Genomic DNA, 24296 nt, shown 5'->3' with positions numbered 1-24296 from the left:
TTTATGAAGCAGAATACAAACTTAAAGGTACATACATTAGCTGATATCGAACATCTGAAAATTCACGGCAGAACAACAGGGTCACTTTCTCCACTAACATTATTTTGGACAGGCAGTGCGGTCGAATTAAATGTTAAAAGTTCTGAGCTATGGCTTGAAGTAGAAGCAGATTATGATGTTTATGAACCCTGGATTAGCATCCTGATCAATTCCGTTCCTGTTAGCAGACAAATGTTAGTAGCAGGCAGGTATTGGATTTGTGTATTTAGAGGCATGAATGATCGTGTTGTCAACAATATTCGTATTGTAAAAGATGTGCAGGCAATGAGTGGAGACCCTGGCTGCTCTTTGCAGATACATGCGGTGAAGATGGATGGAAAATTCCTGCCGGTTGCGGACAAACCCCACAAGATAGAGTTCATAGGTGACAGCATCACATCCGGAGAAGGAAGTATAGGTGCCAAGGCTGAAGAAGATTGGATTCCAATGTGGTTTAGCGCCATCAACAACTATACCAGAATGACAGCAGATGCTTTAAATGCAGAATATAGAGTTATTTCTCAAAGTGGCTGGGGCGTCCTTACTAGCTGGGATAATAATCCGCACGGTAATATCCCTGATTGTTATGAGCAGGTTTGTGGTCTTCTAACTGGAGCAAAAAACGAAGCTTTAGGAGCTTTTCAAGAACATTCTTTTGAAACCTGGCAGCCAGATGTTGTGGTAGTTAATCTAGGAACAAATGATGGGGGCGCTTTTCAATCGCCAGAATGGAAAGATGAGATAACAGGGGAGAGCCATAAACAACGTTTAAATGAAGACGGGACCTATAATGAGGATGATATACAAGCTTTTGTCGATGCCGCCGAGAAATTTCTGCTGAAGCTTAGAAAAAATAATCAACATGCACATCTCGTATGGGCATATGGGATGCTTGGTATCCCGATGATGCCAGCGATCTACCGGGCGGTCGATGTTTATAGCAAGAAAACAGGGGACAAGCAGGTTTCTGTATTGCAGCTTCCAAATATGACGGATGAGACCATAGGGGCAAGAAGTCATCCGGGAGCATTAGCTCATGAACAAGCGGCAAAAGAGTTGACGGGGTATTTGAAAGGGATTCTAGCGAGCGAAAATTAATGAGGAATTCATAAAAAAACAAGCCGGAGCGAAAGGATCACGCTCTGGCTTGTTTTTATTTACTTTAGTCTATTTGGTGGATACAGACTTGAACCATTCGTTAACTTCTTTGGTGATTTGATCACCACCATTTGCTTTCCAGTTGGAAACAAAGGAGTCAAAGGCATCTACAGGAAGCTTACCGTAAATGATTTTGTTGAAGGTTTCCATTTCGGATTGACGAAGCAGATTCCATTTGGATACCATCGTTGGTGTCGCAGCGCCAGTGAAATAGTTCTGTCTACGAATGTCTATTTGTGACATAACAACTTTTGCAGCGGCCCAGTTTTCCGGTTTACGGAACTCAGCCATTTGTTTTTCATAAGGAGTTACAGGTGTCTCACCATCAGCAAGTTTAACCAATGTTTTCATGAACAGATCAGGAATACGAGCCGGTCCAGTTAAGAAAGGAAACTCATTGGAGAAGTCTTTAATCTTCTCTTTATCACTAGTAGGTTTTCCATCAATCATGTCCCAATCGTAGCCTTTAGCAAAGCCGTATTCAAATTCACTACCAGCTGCTGGATTAGCTAGGTTATCAAGCAAGTAGTTGTAGTATAAGAAAATTGCTTCAGGGTGCTTAGCATCTTTGTTAATCATGATACTAGCGTTTACCCCAGAGTTCTGCCATTTGGTACCGATGAGTCCGTCTGGACCTGCTGGAACCGGATAAGCTTTGATCTTCGCTCCAGGTACATTTTTCATAAGATCGGGAGCCGGCCAGTCTGGAACCCAGTTTGCCCCTGGTAGAATACCTGCGGCGCCTTTTGTCCAGCTTTCAGCAGATTTACCTTCATCCCAAAGTGCAGAGTCTGTGTGAATATAACCTTTGTCCATCCACTCACTAAGCTTAGCAAGGGCTTGTTTAGCACCAGGGTTAATGGAACCGTATTCCAGATTGCCTTCGGCATCTTTATTCCATTGTTCCTCAATCGTACCGTAAGCACCGAATAACCAGTCGAGTTGACCCATCCAGGTGTTTGTATTATTTTTCAAAGAAATCGCAAGTGGGAAAACATCTTTAGGTGCTAGACCATCAGGGTTTTCGTTCTTAAATTTGTCCATGATATTCTCAAGATCGGCGATTGTTTTTGGAGCCTGAAGGTTCAGCTTTTCCATCCAATCTTCACGTAACCAGAGAAGAGTATCGTCATTATCAGTATATTCAAGGATCGGCATATTGTATTTCTTACCGTCTTTTGTGAATGGATACCAAAGTTCTGGGTGTGCTGCAGCATGATCTTTTAGAATTTTATTAGCATATTTGTCGAACAACTCATCGATAGCAATGAACTGACCGGAATCAATCAGTTGATTGGTCAATACTGCATTGGTTGGTACAGAAACGAAGTCAGGCAGCTTTTCGCCAGAAGCAATGGCAAGCTGAAGCTTTTGTCTGTATTGATCGTCATTGGCAGGATACCAAGTATCTTTATGCTTCATGCCCAGTGTTTCCAGCATCCAGCGATCGTGAACATTATTTTCTTTGGTATCACCTTGAACATATTTCTTCGGCATCAATACCGAACTGAACTCGATGGGTGGATCGTATTTACCTTTTTCAAAAGCAGCATCTGCTTCAGATAAACTAGTCTCAGACGATGTGGTATTGTTTTGTTTGGCGTTTTCATTATTTCCGCCGCCACTGCCACAGGCTGTGAGTGTGATAAGTGCTGTGACCGTTAACAACGACCACATTTTTTTGAACTTGATCATTCTTTAATTCCCCCTACTGTGTATGATCTTTACAAGTGTAACTTTAACAACTAGTCGGGGATGGCATCTATATGAGATTTTTAGTTTCGATAGGACTCTATCATGCTATTTATTATTGTCTCGAAATTCCTGCGGCGTTACTCCGAACTGTCGTTTGAACACTTTTATAAAATAAGCAGGGTCCATATAGCCAATCTCCATGCTGATTTCATAGACTTTTTTAGAGGTAGTCTTCAGCTTATGGCAGGCGCGATCCATGCGCAGGCGCGAGATATAATCGCTTATTCCTTCACCCGTTTCAATCTTATAAATTTTTGATAAATGAGTCGGATGGAGGTTTACATGGTCAGCCAGAACCCGTAATGAAACATCTAAATGCAGGTTTTTGTCTGTGAAATCTTGAATCTTTTTCACATATTCAGACCTGATGTCTTTAATTTCGTTAGACGTTCCCTCTTTCAATTTGCTCAGAATGCTCAGGGACCATTTTCTAAGTTTACCGATGGTCGAGAACGCTTCACCGCTTTGCAACCAACCGAGATCGTCTCCCGCTAAGTTAGCTAGAGAATGCCCATTTCGGTGTGCGAGATTCGTGAAGGATGCAGTGATTAAAAAACCGGCCTCCATGCAATGCTCCCACGATTCAGACCATTTCTCATCCAGCTCCGCGCAGACAGCGAGTAGTTTCTCTTGCGCAGCATCCCAATGCCCACTTTCAAGCAGGTGTATTAGTGTCGGCGGGGTGTAAAGGGCATCCAAAGGTCCTTGGGTAGTGGAAGGTTCAAATTCGCTGACCCGCATTACGAATTCGCGCTCGTCTCCCACGATCTGCCGGAAATAAGCTGTAGCCTGACGGAAACGGCTCGACACCTTCTCGGGAAACTGGAACCACTCGGTGATTACTATGGACAGGGAACCTTTCAGAAATTGCTTAACCTTATACTGAAGCTGTAAAGAAAGCTTTTCTAGGATGGTTTCTTTGCCGATGTCGGATCCTTTCTCTTTAAGCTGAAGCAGAAACACAAGATATCCATGTTCCTCTTTAACGCCCCAGACCTGCATGAATTCACCCATAATCTCTTCAGCCATATTGATGATGGCATATTCAATTAAGGTTTGATCATTATTGTTATAATGGCTAAATTCTTCTTCCATGCGTACAAGCATCAAAGCGCAATCGCCAGAATGGAAGGGCAAATCATAAGTTACGAGCTTCCGTTCCCATTCGCCAGCTTGAAATTGATGACCTTGCAAGGCATCAAGCAGCAGTTGACCACGTAAAAGCGGCAGATTTTCCCGTAGGGTAAACTGGGTTCGCTTAAGCGAACTGATAAGTTCCCATTCTGTGTTCAATTGCTCGATGGCAGTTTTGACTGCACCGATAATTTCATCATCGGTAGGTGGCTTAAGCAAGTAATCGACGGCATTATGCTGAAGTGCTTTTTTGGCGTAATCGAACTCCGAATGGCCTGATAAAATAATACATTTGATCTTTTTATCACGTTTTCTTATCCGCTCTATTAATTCAATTCCCGTCATTTCGGGCATTTGGATATCCGAGATCACAATATCAATAGGGTTGGTATCGATAATTTGTAGCGCTTCACGTGCTGAATACGCTTTATGCACCTGTTCAATGCCTAGCGTATGCCAGGGTTTAGTCATGGCAAGATTATCTACCCAGTGTGCTTCATCGTCTACTATAATCATTTGCATGTTGTTATTCTCCTTGATGATTCTTAAATTTAGAATATTCATCCTCCGTAGGGATTTCCCAGATAATCTCTGTTCGGAAACCTCCAAGAGGGGATGGTTTAAAGGTTAGACAGGATTGATTACCGAACAGGTGCATGATCCGCTGATTCGTATTCCAGAGCCCGCAGCCCATTTCTTCCTGCAATGGCTCCTGCATTTTACGATTCAAAGCTTCCAGCTGCTCCGGATTCAAGCCAGGTCCGTCGTCATCAATGTAGATCTTGCAGAAGCCGTTCGAAATCTCACCACTAATGCTGATCTCACCCGATGAATACGATTTTGCCACTCCGTGAATGACTGAATTCTCCACAATAGGTTGTAGCATTAGACGTGGCACAGACTGGCTTAACATGTTCTCAGGGATTTCGATATGATAATCAATTCTGGCATTGCGCAGCTTTTGAATATCCAAATAGTTGACGAGCAGCTTGATTTCTTCATCCAGTGACGCGGTTTCCCGTTCCATTCGGGTAGTATAACGGTAGTAAGCACTTAAATTATAAGCCATGGAGACGACAGCGTCCTCATCCTTCATTTGGGCCATATTGATAATATAACCAAGGCAGTTATAGAGAAAATGTGGATTGATTTGCGCCTGCAGTTGCTTAAGTGTAGCTTCGCGGGCACGGATTTTCTCATTGAACACATTCTCTATCAGGTCTTGAATTTGATGGGACATATCATTAAAGCGATGGAATAGAAACGAAAACTCGTTCCGGCCTTCATTATGAAGACGTACAGAATAATCTCCACGCTGCACGCGCCGTAAGCCTTTAATTAGCTTTTTGATAGGATATTGAACATTTCTGTATAGTAATATGGAAGCGGAAATTCCCATAACAAACAGCAAAATCATCGAGATATAGAACAAATCCTGACTGAGCGAAATGGGTTTTAGAATTTGATATAGAGGGACAACATCTATTAAATTCCAATCCAAATAGGAGGACTTCACAGAGCTGACCAAGTAGTTCTTGCCATTGAGTTTGACTACATCCTGGGTAGTATTCTCAGGTGAGTGTTTATCCAGGTAACGAATGAGTTCTTCAGATAGCTGCTTGTCCGCACTGCGATTCAGAATTGGCGAGTTCCCTTTATGATAGAGAAAAGGATCACCTTGTCCACCTTCCTTGTACGTATCCAGCATGTTCTGAATATTCTCATAACTGAAGCTGGCCTCAATCACCAAGTTGCTTCCCGTCAACATCCCCGGCTGAGCTAAGGAATCTGTATAGAACCAGTAGAAGGATTTTAACTCGTCTTTAGATTCCAAGCTGTGATCGCCATACGTCCATTTTCCACTCATATTTCTTTTTAAGTAATCCTCATCATACCCAAATGCTCGATTGTAGTTGGAGATGACATCTTTATTTTGCTGTGAATGTACGGCATATCTGGCAGGCCAAATATCTGCAACCCCGGATTGAAGCACCATCTTTTCCTGAATGACATACCGGGTCTGCATCTGATCATATCGATCAGCCCAAATGTTTAATCCGTTGAAGGCTCTGACATTGGGATCTCTAGAAAGGATAAGGGTGAAGTCCATCATCTGATTAATACGCGAATCAATTTGACTGGACAGAAAAGTGAGCTGCTTCGTATTGGACACCTGCAGCTCTTTGCTTACAACATCGTATGTGACGTTATTTGAAAAGGTATACATGATAATGATGGGGATGAATAAGAGTATGATCAGGCAGTTTATTTTGGCAAACAAACTAAACCGGGATTGTGTTAATTCTCTCAAGGATGTAAAGCGCTTCCAAATATTCATAAATGTACCCTCCAGATGATGTCCTAATAAAACCATATCAAGCCTAACAATGTTATATAGTCAAACCTGAGAAACGCCTGATACTATTTATAGCAGAGATCCCCATCACACACAAAATATTTTTTTTGGGAACAGGAGAGAGCTATGGAGGCTAATTCAATACAGCAGGTAGGCCTGGAAAATAAACCAAGTATAAAAAGAAAAAGAAAAAAAGGCTATAAACAACCATGGGTGCTCCACTTCATGGTATTACCAGCGGCAATTATGGTTTTTATTTTTTCTTATATCCCCATGTCAGGAATACTCATGGCATTTCAGGATTATAAGCCTGCATTAGGATTTTTTGATTCCGAATGGGTCGGACTTAAACATTTTAGGTACATGTGGGAGAACGATTATTTCCTGCAAATTACCTGGAACACACTGTTTTTTGCTTGCTCCAAAATTGTTTTGAACCTGATTATTCCTTTTATATTCGCCTTGTTGCTTAATGAGGTAAGGAATATGGGCCTTAAAAGATCGATTCAAACACTCGTCTATCTACCGCATTTCTTGTCATGGGTTACCCTTTCCGGAATTCTGATCGATATCCTAGCTCAAACAGGGATTGTGAATCAGTTTATTTCGTCCGTTTTCGGCATAAAACCGATCTTTTTTCTAGGGGACGGCAACTGGTTCCGATTTACCATCATAGCCAGTGATGTTTGGAAAGAATTTGGTTTCAACACGATCATTTTCCTAGCTGCGCTATCCGGCATTAATCCATCACTTTATGAAGCTGCTGAAGTGGATGGGGCAGGTCGCTGGAAGCAAACGATGTATATTACCATACCAGCACTTATTCCAATTGCTATTGTAATTGCGACCTTGGCACTGGGCAATGTATTGAACGCCAACTTTGACCAGGTATTTAACCTATATAGTCCTTTGATCTATCAACAAGGGGATATCATTGATACCTTTGTGTATAGAGAAGGTCTTCTCAGCGGACAATTCAGCTTTGCGACCGCAGTTAATCTTTTTAAATCAGCAATTAGTTTAATTCTAATCGTTATTTCATACCGACTTGCCTATAGATTTGCAGGGTACAGAATTTTCTAGAAAGGATGACAACAAATGTACCATAAAACCCTTCCATATCGAATATTTAGCATATTCAATAATGTGCTCCTAACTATCCTTTCGGTGCTCTGCTTGCTGCCATTGTATCACTTACTCATGGTATCTCTTAGTGCGTCCGCCCCAGCCAATGCTGGGTTGGTCACCTTTTGGCCAATTGGCTTCACTTTGGAGGCCTATGCAAAAACTTTTAACAATACTAATTTTCTTACATCCCTGTGGGTGTCGGTAGAGCGGACAATACTAGGAACAGCACTTGCACTGGTAGTAAATACGGTTGCAGCCTATGCTCTTTCTAAGGAAACTAGAGTTTTCCGGGCGCGTAATATCTATCTTTGGTATTTTGTCGTAACCATGCTGTTCAGTGGGGGTCTGATTCCGGGATATATCCTGATTCTAAAGCTCGGGCTGATGAATTCTTTGATGGCACTTATCTTACCTGGATTGGTAGCCGTGTTTAACATCATTTTGCTGCTGAACTTCTTCCGTGGTGTACCTAAGGACCTTGAGGAAGCAGCCTTTATTGATGGAGCAGGACATTTTAAGACCTTTTTGAAAATATATTTACCAGTCTCCTTACCAGTCATTGCAACAGTTTCCCTATTCATGATGGTGGGCCATTGGAACTCTTACTTTGACGGTATAATCTATATCAGAGATTCGGATAAGCTGCCACTGGCGACGTTTATGCAGACCATTATCGTTCAGGCAGATATGTCCAAGCTTGATCCGTCAGCTGTAGCTAACTTGTCTCAACGGACCATACGGGCTTCACAGATTTTCATAAGTGCGCTACCGATATTGTTAGTTTATCCATTCCTGCAACGTTATTTTGTGACAGGGATCGTAGTCGGCGCTGTAAAAGAATAGTCAAAAAAGAGGGAGTTACTGGACTAGTCCATGTAGCTCCCTTTTTTTTGTAGGTATGGCATGCAAATAAGCAACCCGAGATGAATTGCGCCTTCTAAAATACGGTGCTATACTTTTGGCATGAAATATGCTCGGAGGTGGTACAGTGCTAATGTTGAAATGCCCATTAGCTAGAAGTTCCTCACGCAAAGCCTAATATAGGGCGATACTTTGCGTGAGGTGCGATGGATGGATATATCGCCCAACTTAATTTTATCGTTTCTATAAATGGGCTTTGCACCTTATGAACTTTTAATATAAATAAGGGGCTGAAAAGCGATGTGTACACCATTTATTAGAAACCATCAATATAACTTAATTAAGAAACAAACGAAATTTGTTCTGCATACCCTGCGAACCGTTGCGGATCGTAGAGTCTTGGAGACTGTAAGATATAGTGCTGCTACGAACATTATTGAGGCATTTCCTTCTCTTACGGAGAATCACAAGCAGATGCTGGAACAAATATCGACCTTCGAAACTGCAGAAGATTTCCAGAGATATCTTAGTGAATTAGAACCATACCTAGAGTCATATCCGACGATTACGCTGAAGCAGATTCAGAAGCTATTCCCTAAGAATAAGAAACTGAAAGTACCTGATCTACAACTCATCGACTATCGCAACATAACGTATTTGAGTTGGATAGATATTGCCAGTAATAAATTATTCATTATCTATCCGTACGAAGGACAGTTCATTGGTATTGAGGGTAGAATCACACCAACGCACAAAAAAGGGTACTGCATGTTCTGCAATCGGCATCAAGAGCTTGCATTCTTTTATGTTAAGACCAAGAATGTGAACGTTTCGCCGGATAATATTTCTGCTGTGGGTCAATACGTATGTCTGGATAATCTGGAATGTAATCGGAGCATAACCGATACAGCTAAGCTTGAGAGGTTCATTCTCTCTGTCCGCAAATAATGTTTAGAAAAGGCTCCCTTAGTGGGAGTCTTTTTCGTTGAAAATATTGTCAGGATATAGACAATTCGTTTCATTGAAGCAATGGGGCACGACATTAGTGGATATAATGAGATTCAAGGGCCGAATGAATAATATAAGCGTTTACAAACAGAAAATTCGAGTGGTTATAAAAATAGTCAGAAAATTTCCATATGACGTGCTTTGTTACTTAAGCTATAATGAGGTCTAAAAAAGAAAACGGGGCGTTATAATGAATCAAATGAAGGGTAACAAAAATCTTCTCTCGGAGAAGGAGGAACGCTTCTCTTCCGCGGGCTTTATTTTTGCCGCCATCGGCAGCTCGGTTGGGCTAGGGAATATGTGGAAGTTTCCTTATATTACAGGAGAAAATGGGGGGGCAGCTTTTTTCCTGCTTTTCATCGTCTGTTTAGTGCTGATAGGGTTACCGGTGCTGTTGGCAGAACTGGCTATCGGACGCAGCGGGCGTGGTAGCGCGGCGACCTCTTTTATGCGGGCTGGAGGCGGGAAAAGTTGGTTTGCAGCTGGAATGTTGCAGGTACTTGCGCCGTTTCTAATTCTCTCTTTTTATATTATTGTTGCTGGCTGGACGCTGAACTATTCGATGATTGCTTTTAATGGACAACTATTCAGCACTACTGATTATGCAGGCGAATTCAATTCGTTTGTCTCCGGATATATGCCAATCGTTTGGCAGGGGATAGCCATTCTGATTACGGCGGGTGTAGTCATCCTTGGCGTATCAGGCGGGATTGAGAAATTTAACAAAGTATTAATTCCTGGTATGGTCGTACTCCTTGTAGTGTTAATGATTCGCGCAGTAACCTTACCGGGTGCATCCGCAGGGGTATCTTTTTTCCTAAAACCGGACTTTTCAGTGTTGACAGCGGAATCTGCGCTAGTTGCATTGGGACATGCCTTCTTTTCATTATCGCTCGGGATGGGGATTCTCCTGACTTACGGATCTTATGTTGATAAAAAACAATCGCTGGGTACCGCTGCAATCGCAATCGGTGCAGGAGATTTGTTATACGCGTTTATCGCAGGCTTGATTATTTTTCCGACGACGTTCTCATTTGGTATTGCTCCTGATCAGGGGCCTTCGCTGATTTTTATCGCTTTGCCAGCCGCTTTCTCGGCTATGCCTTTTGGTGCGCTTTTCGGCGGTTTGTTCTTTATCTTGCTGGCGATTGCTGCTCTAACCTCAGCTGTATCGCTGCTTGAAGTGCCTGTATCCTTCACAATGGAGCGCTGGAATTGGAGCCGGAAACGTTCGGTTTGGATTTTGACGCTGATCTGTTTCCTTCTTAGTATTCCTTTAGCGATGTCACTGGGGATGTTCCCGGAGCTAACGATTGGTGGCAAATCTCTATTTGATGGGCTGGATTTTATCACCTCTAACATTATGCTGCCGCTTGGAGGTCTGCTGATTACCATCTTCGCCGGTTATTTCTGGAAAGGTGCAGCGGAAGCCGCTGGACTACAGGCGCGCTGGTTCCGTGTTTGGCTGTTTATGCTCCGTTATGTGGCGCCGATCCTAGTGTTCCTAGTGCTGCTCCATACCTCGGGGATTATTTCCTTCTAATTCTGAAATTTATTTATCCAAAAATAGCTCTACAACCCCTGAGGGTTGTAGGGTTTTTTTGTGTTGAGAAGAGGGGATTAAATTGATTTTTAATTCCTACTTGACTAGGTGGAATAATTGGAATATAGTATAAAAAAGCTTGAACGGTATGGAAGGGAATGTAACTAACCAATCCATTCTTAACTAATAATTGTATACAATTATACAAATATATTATTGGGATTCGGACCCCACAGATTATCGATGAGGAGCAGTATAGAAATGGCGATACGATCACGAAGGTTATCAAAGGATAATACCTACTACGAATTAAAACAAAAAATTATTGATAGCGAGTTTGAACCGAATCAACCTGTAAATGAAGAAAATTTGGCGGCCTTGCTCGGGGTCAGCCGCACACCTCTAAGAGAGGCGATACAGAGACTGGAGAACGAGGATTTTCTGGTTCGACAGCCAAATGGAAGACTGCGGGTAGCTTCAGTAACCCTTAAAGAGGTTGAAGAAATATTTCTTATTCGCAGCATGCTTGAAGGCTATATTGCAAGAAGTGCAGCTAAGCATGCCACAGAGAAAGATATTGTGAATTTAACGACGATGATTACAAAAATGAAACACTCGTTCCAGCTTGGTGATAATCAGAATTTTGTTACATATGGATTTGAGTTCCATGATTATTTGTCAGAAATCAGCGAACTAAAAACCTTCGAGAAGGTTCTGAATCAATTAAGAGATCATTCGCTTCGTTATTGTCGATTCGTCTCTATGCATGGGGATTGGAACACACAAGCGGATGAAGAACATGATCTTATTTTACAAATGATCGCTGCTAAAAATGAAGATGGTGCTGAAAAAGCCATGCAAGATCATATTTTAAGCAGTCTATCGACTGCGCTTGATCGCATCAAAGGGATTGAAGAAAAGCTGGAAGCATAACGAAAGGGGAGACATCACCTATGAAACCACTAAATGAGGTTGAGCAATCTTTAGCTAATCAATTAATAGAGGTTCGCAGAAACCTGCATCGTGAGCCTGAATTAGCGTATGAAGAGTTTAAAACCACAACAAAATTACGGGAATGGCTGACCCAAGCCAATATTCACATCCTTGACTTGCCTTTACAAACCGGACTCATCGCAGAGATCGGGCAGGGTCACGGACCCATAGTGGCCATTCGTTGTGATATTGATGCACTTCCCATAGAGGAACAAACTGAATTGTCCTTTGCCTCAGAGATCCCAGGAAAGATGCATGCCTGTGGTCACGATTTTCACACGGCTACTATTTTAGGTGCTGCATTATTATTAAAGGCTCGTGAAAATGAACTACCTGGAAAGGTTAGAGTATTGTTTCAACCCGCGGAAGAAACAGGGCATGGGGCGGAAAGCGTCTTAGCCTCGGGAGGACTCCAGGATGTGGCGGCTATATTTGGTCTCCATAATTCACCTGACTTGCCTACGGGAGCTTTTGGAACAAGAACAGGAGCTTTAACAGCCGGTGTTGACCGGTTTGAAATTACAATAAAAGGTGTCGGCGCTCATGCTGCTTATCCTGAAAAAGGTGTGGATACGATTGTAACTGCAGCTCAGTTCATTACCGCACTACAAACCATCGTAAGTCGCCAAAACAGCACCACGGAACCAGTAGTGTTAAGTGTTACCCGAATTAATGGAGGCTTCACATGGAATGTATTGCCGGAAAAAGTCGAATTAGAAGGTACAGTAAGAACTTACAATGAAGAGATTCGCCGCAATATTCCAATACAAATGACTCGTCTTATCGAAGGGATTGCTGCGGGAGCTGGGGCAGAGGCCCAGTTACACTGGTATCCAGGTCCACCCGCAACGATAAATCATGGGGAATGGGCGGACTTTACCAAAGAGATCGCCTCAGATTTTGGCTATGAAGTACATGATATTCCTCCACAGATGGGTGGAGAAGATTTCTCTTTTTATTTACAACAGATACCGGGTGCTTTTGTGAATATAGGATCGGGTCCAGCCTATCCCTTACATCACCCTCGTTTCGATGTTGATGAAGCTGCGATATTGCCAGCTGCTAAGTACTTCGCTTTATTGGCAGAACAAGCGCTGGTGAAGCTGCAAGAGGAAGCTTAATCCTAAAGATGATTGAGGGGAATGGAAATGATTGAATTAAAGAATGTTTACAAATCGTTCACTCGGAAAGGGACCACTATTGATGCTCTTAAAGGAATCGATTTAAAGGTCGAAAAAGGCGATATATTCGGGGTTATCGGCTATAGCGGTGCTGGGAAAAGTACATTAATTCGTTTAGTCAATTATTTGGAAAGACCCACCAAAGGACAAGTTATGGTCGCTGGACGTGATTTGGGAACATACAACGATAAAGAGTTGCGTACCGCTAAGAAAAATATCGGAATGATTTTTCAACATTTTAATCTATTAGAATCAAAAAAAGTATTTGATAATGTGGCGATCCCTCTAGTTCTCCTAAAAAAGAATAAAAATGAAATCCGCCAGCGGGTAATGGAGCTGCTAGAGTTTGTTGGATTAAGTGACAAAGCGGGGAGTTACCCAAGTGAGCTATCAGGTGGTCAGAAGCAACGTGTCGGGATTGCCAGAGCGCTTGCCTCGAATCCGTCTATCCTTTTATGTGACGAAGCGACCTCTGCCTTAGATCCACAGACCACACATTCTATCTTACAGCTATTAAAAAAAATCAATGCTGAATACAACATTACCGTGATGATCATTACACATGAAATGTCCGTGATTCAAGAAATTTGTAACAAGGTAGCGGTCATGGAAGAAGGCCGGATTATTGAGCAAGGAAGTGTTCTAGATGTATTCGGAAGTCCAAAACATCTGACCACGCAAAATTTCGTGAAGACGGTTATTCAAAATAGCATGACCTCTAGCGTGCGGAAATCTATCAAAACAGAACCCGGAAGTCAGCTGTACAAGCTTAATTTTGTGGGAGCAAGTGCCTCTGAGCCTATCCTGTTTGAAATGATTCGCTCCTGCGATATAAAGGTCAATATTTTATTTGCGAATACGACGGAGATTCAAGAAACAACACTGGGAACAGTGATCATTCAATTCGATGGTGAGGCAGCAGAGATTAACAATGCATTATCTTTCTTAACAAGAAATGGAGTCGGTGTAGAGGAGGTAGAATCTAATGTTTTCGACCACAGTAACAGGTGATCAATTTCTGCAGGCGATTATAGAAACAATTCAAATGGTAGGGTTCTCCTTGTTTGTTGGTTCCCTGATTGGGATCCCATTTGGGATATTGCTTGTCATCACTCGTCCGGGTGGGGTTTTGGAGAACAAAGCGCTTTACGCCGTACTAAATCCAATTATCAACATCATTCGCTCATTGCCTTTTATTATTTTACTGGTTGCGATTGTGCCTTTCACACGATTGATTGTTCATACTTCAATTGGGACAAGCGCAGCGATCGTACCCTTGATTATCTATATCGCACCTTATATAGGACGGTTGGTAGAGAACTCACTGCTTGAAGTGAATCCGGGAATCCTTGAAGCCGCTGAGGCGATGGGAGCCACTCCTTTTCAAGTCATTTGGTACTTTTTATTGCCAGAGGCGGTTGGATCCTTAATCCTGTCTCTTACTACAGCGACGATTGGTTTGATAGGTGCAACTGCAATGGCTGGAACGGTAGGGGGAGGCGGCGTGGGAGACTTGGCGATCGTATATGGATACCAACGCTTTGACACTGTTGTCGTAGTAGCCACCGTGATTATCCTGATTATTTTAGTGCAAGGTATTCAATCTTTAGGCAACACGCTAGCAAGAAAAATTCGCCGTTACTAGTTACTACATATTCTGGGAGGGACTCGACAGATGAGTGAATGGAGTAAGCAAGATCGTTTTAAAGCATTATTATCTGGAGAACGGGCGGATCGTCCAATCGGAAGTGGTTGGCGCCATTTTATCGACAAAGAACAAACTGCAGATGATTTAGCAGAAACTACGATTTCTTTTACGAAAAAATATGATTGGGATTGGGTCAAGATTAATCCAAGAGCGACTTATCTGGCGGAAGCTTGGGGGAATCAATACGATTTTACGGATTATCAGACCGTATTTCCGAGACAGCAAACGACGGCTATTCCAACAGCGGCTAGTCTGTGGGATATCGACGTCAAAAAGGCAGTCCAGTCAGCCCCTTTGGCAGAGCATTTAGATGCGGTTAGAAAAATTCGTCAAGGGTTACCAGACACCCCGCTAATCCAAACTGTATTTTCACCATTAACAGTATTGCTATTTATTGTAGGGCGTTCTGCTTACGTTACTAAAACGGTGTTTGGTATTGAGCACCCGGTAACTTTGGAATCCTTGTTTAAAGAACATCGAGCGGCAGCACATCATGCGCTACATGCGATTTCCTTAACCTTAGCCGATTATGTACAAGAGTTACAGCAAGCGGGTTCTGACGGTTTGTTCTACGCAGTGACGGGCACAGCTCACCCAGGATTATTTGATGAAGCTATGTTTGACGAACTGTCCAGACCTTATGATTCTATTGTTTTAGAAGCAGCGAGCTATGGAAAAAACATTCTTCATACTTGTGGAGCCTACGCCCAGCCTGAGAAGTTTAACGATTATCGGATTGACGGGATCAGTTGGGATACGATAGCCGAGGGGAATCCAGGGTTAGAGGCAAATCTCAAAGCTACTAAAGTGGGTGGAGTCGATCATGGGTTGTTTGCGGTAAACGATATTGCCCAAATCAAGCAGCAAGCTGAAGATGCATTAAAGTTAATGAAAGACCAGCCGTTTATTCTATCTCCAAATTGCGCAATCCCACTCAATGTGACGGATGAGGCGTTGGCACAATTTAAAAAATCTATATTGGAATAGGGGAAGTAAGCATGAAAAAGTTAATGTTAGTGATGATGATAGGTGTTCTTGCAGTGTTGACGGCTTGTGGCAATAAAGAGGCGGGGGATTCTGGAGATAAGAAAAAGCTTACCGTTGGATTTGGTGTCGGAACCTATGAGGAACAATTCCGCCAATCGATTCTACCGATTCTAGAGAAACAAGGGTATTCCGTTGACATTAAAACCTTCTCGCAAAACATGCAGGTCAATCCAGCAATGAAGGAAGGCTCCATTGACGCAAGCATATTCCAAAGTACAGCTTATATGGAGGCCATTAACGAAGAAATCAATGCAGATATGGTCGGAATTGCTTATGTTCCAGGTGCTCCACAAGGCCTTTATTCTGTAAATCATACCACGCTAGACGATGTTAAAGACGGTACAACCGTAGCTGTTCCGAACGATCCGGTAAACCAAGAGCGTGCACTGCGTATTCTGGAAGAATTGGGTTGGGTCAAAATTAAAGAAGGGGCAGGCGTAGCGGATTTTAATATTAATAGTATGGAACCGGATAAATATAATATTGATATTAAAATATTGGACCCCGCTCAAATCCTTGTCTCCCTTCAAGATGTTGATTATGGCGTTGTAAATGGTAATTATATTGCTAATTCGGACAGAAAGATTACGGATGCTTTAAAAATAGAAAACACACCTATGGAACACAGAATTATCGTATCGGTTAATAAAAAGGATGAAAATTCTCAGTGGGCTAAAGATTTGAAAGCTGCTTATGAATCCAAAGAGTTTGAAGAATATATTCTTGGATTAGAAAAATATGATGGTTTCATTCTACCTGAAGCTTGGGACAACAATTAATTAAGGAAGTGAACGGAGTGACCAAAGAAAAGATTCATTTTATTGGTGGCGGACAGATGGCGGAAGCGATCATCCGCGCATGTATAGCGAATAACACCTTGTCTGTAAATCAAATTAGTGTATCGGATATTAATGAAGCGCGTCTGCAGTTTTTAAATACGAAATACGGTGTAGATACGAAGAGTTCGCAAGAGCATAACCTGTCTACAGCAGATGTGATTGTAGTGGCAGTTCGCCCACAGGATGATTTAACTACCCTTGGTCAAAACGTACAACAATTCGCTACAGCTTCTGCCGCAATCGTATCGATTGTGGCGGGTGTGACGAATGATCAGTTAGCTGGGTATTTTGGAGTTGAACGGTCCATTATCCGGGTTATCCCCAATACTTTAACCGATACAGGATATGGCTATAGTGGTGTAGCGTTAAATGCTTATGCTACTCGTGATCAAGTGGAGCATTTCCTACTCGGCTTTGGAAAAGTACAATATCTGGATGAGGCGTTAATGGATGTTTTCACTGGATTTGGTGTGGCGGGTCCTAACTATATCTATTATTTCATTGAATCTCTCGTGGATGCAGGTGTACTTGCCGGACTGCCGCGTGAGCAAGCCTGGAAGGTTGCACTGGAGAATATGATGGGCTCGGTAGCAATGCTGCAACAGACAGGGCTGCATCCACGACAGCTGCTGGATATTAATAATTCACCTGGCGGTGTCGGCATGCATGGCTTGTACGAATTAAACAACAGTGATTTCGCAGCGGGTCTGCAAAGAAGTGTTCTGGCAGCCGTAAAACGTACTACTGAGCTGGGAGTGAAGTAATCATGGCAACGATGAAATGGGATCATTTAGTTCACTATGTCAATGATTTGGCCAAACCGGTTGAGATCTTTGGAGCTCATGGATTGGTTGCTTTTAAGGGAGGCTCTCATAAAGATTGGGGAACCTATAATGCCTTAAGTTACTTTGGGCTAACCTATCTCGAGTTTCTGGGCATTGAGAATCTTGAGCTGGCAAAGGCAACTGAACATAATCTAGTGGTGAAAGATGCAGTTGTACTTTTACCAGAACATGAAGTTCTAAGTAGAGTAGTCATCCGGACGGATGATATTGAAGAAGTAGCGGCTTCCCTGAAAGCAGCAGGCTTATCATTATCTCCAATTATCGATGGTAAACGTCTAGATAACGAGGGCAGATTAATAGAGTGGCGGATGATGACCATTGCTGGTGACTTTGGGGGACTGGTCTATCCGTTCATCATTCAATGGAGCGGAACGGATACAGAGCGAGTGGAAAGATTAACATCATCTGGAGTCATTAAGCCTCATCCTGCGGGAGAAGTCGAAATCGTGCGTGCTGTATTCCATGTCTCCGATCCTGAAGCTGCAGCCAACCATTGGGGAACGATATTCGGACTGCCAGTTACGAAGTCAGAGGATGATACCTTCAGCCTTAAGATTGGCGATAGATCATTTGCTTTCGTGCAAGGAGACGAGAACCAATTCAAGCAGGTGGTTTTTGAAACGGATTCGTTAGACCTGAAAGGGAAGAAGATTTCGATTGGTGATGGGGAGTATGTTTTCGTTTAAGGGACTAGTATCTTTATAATTTTAGAAATAAAGACTTACTTGAAGGGATCGATACCTCGAGTAAGTCTTTTTGCTATTCACCGAAGGTACTAATGATTCTGGCATTTTTTTGTTTTAATAAATTTGTAAGATTTATTGAATTCCATTATATGGTACGATATTCATGGTATAAATGGAATGGATAAATTTAAATATTACATATGGAGGTAAAATTACGGATGAAAACTCACTATTACTTAGATTGGTTTTATGATAAGGGTTTTTCTGAGAAGCTAGTCAATGTGTTGCATGAGGATATAACAGACAGAAAATCGCTGGTTATGATTAGCGCTGAATCGTCTGATTTTAGTGATGAACAAGTTAATATTGATAGTGTTTTTGAAAGGACATGGTTTAATCAGGCTAACATTTATTTTGATGAATATCATTTCATTGATGACCGCACGCAGAAGGAAGATGCCCAGCGATTAATTCAAAACGCCTCTGTCGTTTTTTTATGTGGTGGAACCGCTCGGGACCAAAAGCACCTTTTGACGGAATATGAATTATCGGATTTGATTAAAAAAAGCAATGCTGTTGTAATGGGAACAAGTGCTGGTGGGATGAACATGTCTGATGAATATGTGGATGAATGCACTGTTTGTGAAGGTATGGCTCTTAATCACTTTTCTTTTGAAGCTCATTTTGATCATGATAACACCGCGCTAATTGAGGGGCGTTTTCCTTTATCGAATAAAATGGATATTTATGTGGCGGCAGACAAAGATGGTGCTGTACGTGTGAAGGGCAGCAAAATCGACATTATAGGCAATGTATATTTAATTTCCCACTCAAAGATTCAGAAATTGGCTGAGACGCTCTAATTATGGTTGAGTGGTTGTGACACTGACGGTTAACTGAATGGTATTTGTTTTGAGTCCCTATTTGACAGCACCTTACGAGCAAATCGAGTTGATTACTCCTGCGAAAAAGGAAGATTACGCATAACGCGCATACGATGTTCAAGCCAGCAACATTCGATCTTGAATTTATATCATTCGAGATCCATGTAAAGTTATCGGAATCTGCGATGGTAAGGATATGAAGTTTTAAGTGAAGAAGCGCGTTTGATACAGTGAGAGGAGAAATCAAGTCTCTTTTCTTATGTACTGGGTCTAGAAAGGAGTGAATAAGCAATGGAGTGGAAAGGCGATGCAAATGCCAATAAACAAAGAGAGTCTCAGTTCACTGAGGAACTATCGGAGTCACAATTATCGGCTTTAGAATATGTTACGAATTACGCGCGAACTCGAAAAAGTGAAGCAGTTCAGACCATCCATGAAATTCTTCAAATGTCTAATGTGGATCGGGAAGAGTTTGAAGATGCTGTGGTCAAAATAAAGTCACATGCGAAGATTGCTCTACATTTCCATCCAGATCGACTAGATCCGGTAAAGAAAAGTGTTGCAGAGGCGCTATTGGAGCAAGGCGTGTACAAGAGCCAATTTGAGACCTTGTTATCCAGTGGTAGTGTATCAGCCTATTCTGGCGGTCCACGTGATTTGTGGGAGGAAAGACTATTTGGAGGGGCATACCAACAAGAGGGTGCTTCGAATAGCGAACGCCCTAAATATGGCGCTCTTGATTTGATGCGTCATTCGGATGGGCCAGCTCCGCGCTTTGGCTCCTGCTATTTCCTCCTATCCCCTGAGGTTTCTTATCGCAGTACATACACCTATATGGATTCGCATCAAAACCATGTACAGAAAGGGACATATGCAGAATTTGATGATATGATGGCGGCATTATTAGAGGAGATTTTCTTAAGAGATTCCGCTCTAGGGGAAAAAGATCTTCAATCACAAAAATTAGTCGACCATCTTAGGGTCAACCTCACAATGCCGTTTACAGACCCTTCAAAGGGTGAAGCTAAACGTAATCTTAACCACTATATTGAGGCGCAAGTTCATGGAAACATTCGTCTAAAGGAAGATGTGGAAATTTTAGTTGCCGATCCTTCATTCAAGGGTACTCCAACAGGGCGAGTCCTGGAGCAAATATGTTTACAGTATGCCATCCAACTCTATTGGCACATGGGATTCGCGATGTGGGTAGACGAAGTGCCTTCAGATTTTAGAGGGCCTTCGATGCCCTCCTTGGCTAAGCGTATTGCTCATCACGGTTATATTGATGCGAGCATGATTGGATCTGCTGCTATGCACTTAAAGCATGATCCTTCAGCATGGCGGGACCGAGGAACCGAAAAAGAAGTACTTCAAGAATTAAAACTCTTATGGCATGTTTTGGTACGGTACGGAAAGCCGCTCCGAAACTTTAAGTTGTAAGAAGCCTTGGTACGCTTGAAGTTATGGGCATTTAAGTAAACAAACAAACAAATTAATAAGCGAATTTCCCTCCGTATGGGATATTTGACTTGTCATTGATGGAATTTTCGTGTGAATCAATTTTTCAAAGAAGCTTTTGCGGCTCAGTGTTGATTAGAAGTTTTTTGCGCTGAATCATGGAAATATCGCGCTACATCTTCTACCATGTTACAGTACAATGGGACTGTGGTTTATAAGACCTAGATTATAAAAATAAAACATTATGTTTAGTAAGATTCTGCACCCGGCCATTATGCAAGTGATTGCGGATGGCTCAGTCGAAAAGCTGAAGATGCTTTGCTCTATGTACCTGTATTCCTTCGAGAATTCGCTAAGGTATCTGAAAAAGTCGAAACGGGAATTCATTCAAAATAGCCTGAAATAGAACAAGTCGGAGCATGGATTTGTCATGTGCTCTGGCTTGTTTTTATTTTGTTAATTTTTCTGACTGTCTTGCGTAGAATGATGCACTTTGGGGAGAGGTATGTCTATCTCGGCCTCTGCTTGGACAGTTTGGCTCAATATCCGGGCCACATGTTCATGAAATTGCCGCAACGCTTTGTCGGATGGCTGATTACTTTCCTTGATTACATATTCATATTTCTTCATGAACTACGCCTCCGAAATTTTACAGTTGTCATATTCGATGATTTGTCATCAAAAATGCCCAACATTCTACTTGAAAGGCAGCAAAAATTTAACAGGTTTGGAGTAGAAACTATTATGGAAAGTAAAACAATTAAACACGTAGCCGTTTATTTAAGAAAATCACGGGATGATGGTGAGTTTGAAGACGTTCTCTCGAAGCATAGGGATACCCTTCTGACCTTGGTCGATAATCGAAATTGGACTTATAGGCTATTTGAAAAAGTGGCCTCAGGTGAAAAGATCGAGTCCCGTAAGGAAATGCAGAAGTTTCTTCGACATGTTGAAGACCAGCTCTATGATGGGGTAGTAGTCATGGATATTGACCGTTTAGGGCGTGGAGAAAACAAGGATTGGGCACTCATTAAAGATACATTCTTAAACTCAGAAACGGTCATTATCACACCAAACAAGATATACGATCTAGAAATAGACAATGACGATGTATCCTTTGATTTCATGTCTATTTTTGCCCGAATAGAGTACAAAACGATTAAGCGAAGAATGAAGCAAGGTAAAGAGGCCGGGGCGAAGAAAGGCATGTGGACAAACGGAAAGCCACCGTTTCCTTACTACTACGATAAGAACATAAGGTCGGTATTGGTGGATGAAACCAAGCGTCCGATTTATCGAGCGATTGTTGAAAAGTATTTGAATGGAACAAACCTTGGTCATATCGCCATTTGATTGACGGATAACAAGATACCTACGCCATACAACATTAAGCCCGATGGAAAGAACAAGGGATGGTCAAATATTACGGTTCAAAGATTGCTGGCAAGCGAAGTCTATTTGGGTTACATTACTTATGGAAAAAACGTTCCAAGCGTGGTTCACGAATGAGATTCCGAGTAGGTGAGAATAAGAAGCAAGGGCAGCACTGGAGTGCATTGTGCTATCACCAGTATAAAGATGGCAGTAAATGTGAGCAGCGCGGCAAGGTAATGGATGTTGATTTTTTCAATGCTCTCTATGATCGGATTATTCATGTAGACCCGAATATTTTACGGGAGATTGAATTGCATGGAAGTAGGTATAATGATACACAGGTCATTATCGAGGTCAAAGCGCAGGAATTGAAGAAGCAGAAGCGAGCGTTGGACAAGCTGCATGAATCTTATGAAGAAGACATGATAACGAAGCAGGTATTTTTGGAGCGTAAAGCTGTAAGAGCAAGGCAGATACAGAAGTTGGAGGAAGAGTTGAAGGATTTGCGGAAGGTTGTAGTAGATGAAGGCAATTATCCGACTGTGGAGCAGATATATGAGCGGATAGGTGAGTTTAGGGAGTTGTGGAGCGCTTCAGTGACGAGTGAAGAGAAGAATCGGGCTTTGAAGAAACTGGTGGAGAGGATTGTTTATAATCGGGAAGGGAACAGGGTGGAGTTGACGGTTTGTTATAGATAAGATTGAGTACTTTTGGAGGTCATTTCCACTGTCTCTACACATGTGGAGTGCTGTGTGTCGCTTATTAAAAAGTAATATCTCTTAGCCACATTTACCTATATTAAAAGCCCAATCCTTTGTGAGAGGCCGCTGAAGAACTAGCAATTTTTCGGTGAGGCCAAGAATCAAGCGAATAAAAAAGCAAAAGCGGCACCTGATCCAGATTTTCCGGAAGGTGCCGCTTTTTTCAAGGCGTTTTTTCCTTGTTCTTAGTCTGCCAGCTTCATTATTCGTTTCAAGTTCACCGCGAATATCGCCATTACCCCTTGTATTTGCATCCCTATCAGACCCGAGGACGACGCTACGTCGTACCCGTGCCGATGCCTGAGTTCGCAGTTCTTCGCTTCGATTTTGTAACGTTCTGTATCTTCTCCTTGAAATACTCCGTTTCTTGAAAAGCCATTTGCTCGTCGGTTGGTCGAATTCGAACCTGTTGTCGTTTGCAATTGAAAAATTAATTTGTAATATTTTGCAGGACTTTGTACTGGGTCTATAGAAGTAATTCTAGTGTCATGGGTGTTTTATCATTCTAAATAAATAATTGAATAAACAGAAGGACGGCCGGGACGCTTGCATTCGCTTGGTGAACAGCTATCTCATCGAATAGAGTGAAGATGGGGCTACAGGTTACTCCTACATCCATCCTAGGATTATTGAACAGATTAACCAAAGACCTGCATAAGTCTCTTGGGAGGGCTGATGGTTTTTCCAAAATTAGTAGGTTACAAAATATAAAACAAAGAAATACAGTTCAAAGAATAAATAAATAAAACTAAGTGAGGGAAATATGGCGAAAATCCAAAAATATATTAATCAAAATAATTTCAATGAAAAGACAAATTTTAATGGACCAACACAAATTGCTGCAGGAGATATCATTAACAACATACTAAACACTAATCATCAAGAGGCAAAATATACGCCTGAACCAACATGGCGAAGCCCATTTACTATGGCTGTTTTAACGTGGATTAGTTTTGCCATTGCAATTGGAGGGTTGCTTCCTATTGGCATTAAAATAGTAAAAAGTGGTCTGAATGTTTTTAATGGAACTCTGAAGGCATCAGTAGGTTTTGAAAGCCAGATTTATTTAATAATATTTGTAATACTGATTATCTTATTTGTGGTTTTTCTTAGTCTTAGGAGAATTGCCAAAAGTCAAACGAGGTACCCTCTATTTTTTAATTTTGCAATCAGTGGTTATGGCAAAAGATTGACATTAGAGAAAATACATATTGATAAATGTCCTCAATGTGGGGGAAAGATGAAATATTATAATAAACCAGTGGAATGGAGAGAGGTACAGTACAGTGATGGCAGAAGAAAGCGTGAAACTACAAATAGGGTTCCTGCATTAGAGTGTAAGCGAAATTCAGAGCATTGTTATAGAGTTGACCCTGCCGAAGATATGTTATTATAGTTTTTCGTTAAGTGAATCAATTTCAAAATGCATTGACTTGAAAAATTACAGACGACTCCAAAGTCATCGTATTGCATTTTTATTTTTATGCTGTTTGCATGTCTTGTTATTTGCTAACACGATCTACGATGAGCTTCATGCT

23 protein-coding genes and 1 pseudogene are annotated in these 24296 nt (G+C 41.9%); 19 read left to right on the top strand and 5 right to left on the bottom strand.

The features are described from left to right. Positions 1–3: 3 nt before the first annotated feature. Positions 4–1137: an SGNH/GDSL hydrolase family protein gene (locus tag MHH46_RS19660; protein ID WP_076190801.1), complete on the top strand. Its 1134-nt coding sequence runs from the start codon at positions 4–6 to the stop codon at positions 1135–1137. A gap of 69 nt (positions 1138–1206) precedes the next feature. On the opposite strand, the gene MHH46_RS19655 is transcribed toward MHH46_RS19660, so the two are convergent. The 3 genes from MHH46_RS19655 to MHH46_RS19645 form a co-directional block, all read right to left on the bottom strand. After that, entirely contained in the window at positions 1207–2892 is a 1686-nt protein-coding gene (locus tag MHH46_RS19655) for an ABC transporter substrate-binding protein (protein WP_076190804.1), read from the bottom strand. A 105-nt stretch (positions 2893–2997) separates the two neighbouring features. Continuing rightward, complete coding sequence (locus MHH46_RS19650; protein WP_076190807.1) at positions 2998–4608, bottom strand: response regulator; 1611 nt, start codon at positions 4606–4608, stop codon at positions 2998–3000. 4 nt (positions 4609–4612) lie between these two features. Further along, entirely contained in the window at positions 4613–6424 is a 1812-nt protein-coding gene (locus MHH46_RS19645; RefSeq protein WP_036688684.1) for a sensor histidine kinase, read from the bottom strand. A 144-nt stretch (positions 6425–6568) separates the two neighbouring features. Between MHH46_RS19645 and MHH46_RS19640 the strand changes: the two genes are divergently transcribed. From MHH46_RS19640 to MHH46_RS19575, 14 genes are all read left to right on the top strand, one after another. Next, complete coding sequence (locus tag MHH46_RS19640) at positions 6569–7525, top strand: sugar ABC transporter permease (RefSeq protein WP_036688682.1); 957 nt, start codon at positions 6569–6571, stop codon at positions 7523–7525. 15 nt (positions 7526–7540) lie between these two features. Beyond that, complete coding sequence (locus MHH46_RS19635; RefSeq protein ID WP_036688680.1) at positions 7541–8413, top strand: carbohydrate ABC transporter permease; 873 nt, start codon at positions 7541–7543, stop codon at positions 8411–8413. A 318-nt stretch (positions 8414–8731) separates the two neighbouring features. After that, on the top strand, positions 8732–9379 hold the full coding sequence (locus MHH46_RS19630) for a FusB/FusC family EF-G-binding protein (RefSeq protein ID WP_076179940.1): 648 nt from the start codon (positions 8732–8734) through the stop codon (positions 9377–9379). A 250-nt stretch (positions 9380–9629) separates the two neighbouring features. Further along, on the top strand, positions 9630–10982 hold the full coding sequence (locus tag MHH46_RS19625; RefSeq protein ID WP_076127152.1) for a sodium-dependent transporter: 1353 nt from the start codon (positions 9630–9632) through the stop codon (positions 10980–10982). A gap of 261 nt (positions 10983–11243) precedes the next feature. Further along, on the top strand, positions 11244–11915 hold the full coding sequence (locus MHH46_RS19620) for a GntR family transcriptional regulator (protein WP_052097124.1): 672 nt from the start codon (positions 11244–11246) through the stop codon (positions 11913–11915). Between the two features lie 20 nt (positions 11916–11935). Then, entirely contained in the window at positions 11936–13096 is a 1161-nt protein-coding gene (locus tag MHH46_RS19615) for an amidohydrolase (protein ID WP_076190810.1), read from the top strand. A 27-nt stretch (positions 13097–13123) separates the two neighbouring features. Beyond that, positions 13124–14167: a methionine ABC transporter ATP-binding protein gene (locus MHH46_RS19610; RefSeq protein ID WP_036688670.1), complete on the top strand. Its 1044-nt coding sequence runs from the start codon at positions 13124–13126 to the stop codon at positions 14165–14167. Beyond that, positions 14142–14801, top strand: coding sequence for a methionine ABC transporter permease (locus MHH46_RS19605; RefSeq protein WP_036688669.1), 660 nt, complete (start codon positions 14142–14144; stop codon positions 14799–14801). The genes MHH46_RS19610 and MHH46_RS19605 overlap by 26 nt, the downstream gene beginning before the upstream one ends. Before the next feature lie 30 nt (positions 14802–14831). After that, complete coding sequence (locus tag MHH46_RS19600; RefSeq protein WP_076127146.1) at positions 14832–15851, top strand: uroporphyrinogen decarboxylase family protein; 1020 nt, start codon at positions 14832–14834, stop codon at positions 15849–15851. An 11-nt stretch (positions 15852–15862) separates the two neighbouring features. Continuing rightward, positions 15863–16690, top strand: coding sequence for a MetQ/NlpA family ABC transporter substrate-binding protein (locus tag MHH46_RS19595; RefSeq protein WP_076141012.1), 828 nt, complete (start codon positions 15863–15865; stop codon positions 16688–16690). Further along, the gene (gene proC, locus MHH46_RS19590; protein ID WP_405132507.1) at positions 16675–17514 is read left to right on the top strand and encodes a pyrroline-5-carboxylate reductase; all 840 of its coding nucleotides are present in this window, start codon (positions 16675–16677) and stop codon (positions 17512–17514) included. Before MHH46_RS19595 ends, proC begins: the two co-directional genes overlap by 16 nt. A 2-nt stretch (positions 17515–17516) precedes the next feature. Then, on the top strand, positions 17517–18281 hold the full coding sequence (locus MHH46_RS19585) for a VOC family protein (RefSeq protein WP_076190815.1): 765 nt from the start codon (positions 17517–17519) through the stop codon (positions 18279–18281). Between the two features lie 218 nt (positions 18282–18499). Beyond that, positions 18500–19144, top strand: coding sequence for a Type 1 glutamine amidotransferase-like domain-containing protein (locus tag MHH46_RS19580; RefSeq protein ID WP_076190817.1), 645 nt, complete (start codon positions 18500–18502; stop codon positions 19142–19144). A gap of 312 nt (positions 19145–19456) precedes the next feature. Then, positions 19457–20605 carry a DUF3626 domain-containing protein gene (locus MHH46_RS19575; protein WP_076190819.1) on the top strand — a complete coding sequence of 383 codons (1149 nt, stop codon included), beginning with the start codon at positions 19457–19459 and terminating at the stop codon, positions 20603–20605. 474 nt (positions 20606–21079) lie between these two features. Here MHH46_RS19575 and MHH46_RS19570 read toward each other — a convergent pair whose 3' ends face one another. Beyond that, entirely contained in the window at positions 21080–21253 is a 174-nt protein-coding gene (locus MHH46_RS19570) for a hypothetical protein (RefSeq protein ID WP_179086270.1), read from the bottom strand. Positions 21254–21295: 42 nt separating this feature from the next. On the opposite strand from MHH46_RS19570, the gene MHH46_RS19565 reads away from it, so the two are divergent. From MHH46_RS19565 to MHH46_RS19555, 3 genes are read left to right on the top strand one after another with little or no spacing between them, the layout of a single operon-like run. Continuing rightward, positions 21296–21976 carry a recombinase family protein gene (locus MHH46_RS19565; RefSeq protein WP_405132506.1) on the top strand — a complete coding sequence of 227 codons (681 nt, stop codon included), beginning with the start codon at positions 21296–21298 and terminating at the stop codon, positions 21974–21976. Further along, the gene (locus MHH46_RS19560; protein WP_081387787.1) at positions 21977–22132 is read left to right on the top strand and encodes a recombinase family protein; all 156 of its coding nucleotides are present in this window, start codon (positions 21977–21979) and stop codon (positions 22130–22132) included. Continuing rightward, complete coding sequence (locus MHH46_RS19555; protein ID WP_076190823.1) at positions 22129–22695, top strand: hypothetical protein; 567 nt, start codon at positions 22129–22131, stop codon at positions 22693–22695. The genes MHH46_RS19560 and MHH46_RS19555 overlap by 4 nt, the downstream gene beginning before the upstream one ends. A 248-nt stretch (positions 22696–22943) precedes the next feature. Here MHH46_RS19555 and MHH46_RS19550 read toward each other — a convergent pair. Next, a pseudogene (locus tag MHH46_RS19550) lies at positions 22944–23143 on the bottom strand (IS5/IS1182 family transposase); the annotation flags it as partial. A 378-nt stretch (positions 23144–23521) separates the two neighbouring features. Between MHH46_RS19550 and MHH46_RS19545 the strand changes: the two are divergent. Continuing rightward, on the top strand, positions 23522–24154 hold the full coding sequence (locus MHH46_RS19545) for a hypothetical protein (RefSeq protein ID WP_076190825.1): 633 nt from the start codon (positions 23522–23524) through the stop codon (positions 24152–24154). Positions 24155–24296 lie beyond the last annotated feature (142 nt).

This window comes from Paenibacillus sp. FSL H8-0175, assembly GCF_045040615.1.
In the GTDB taxonomy this organism is placed as follows: Bacteria; Bacillota; Bacilli; order Paenibacillales; family Paenibacillaceae; genus Paenibacillus_AQ; species Paenibacillus_AQ odorifer.
The sequence above is the reverse complement of the archived record's forward strand: the minus strand, read 5'-3'. Positions and strand labels throughout refer to the sequence as shown.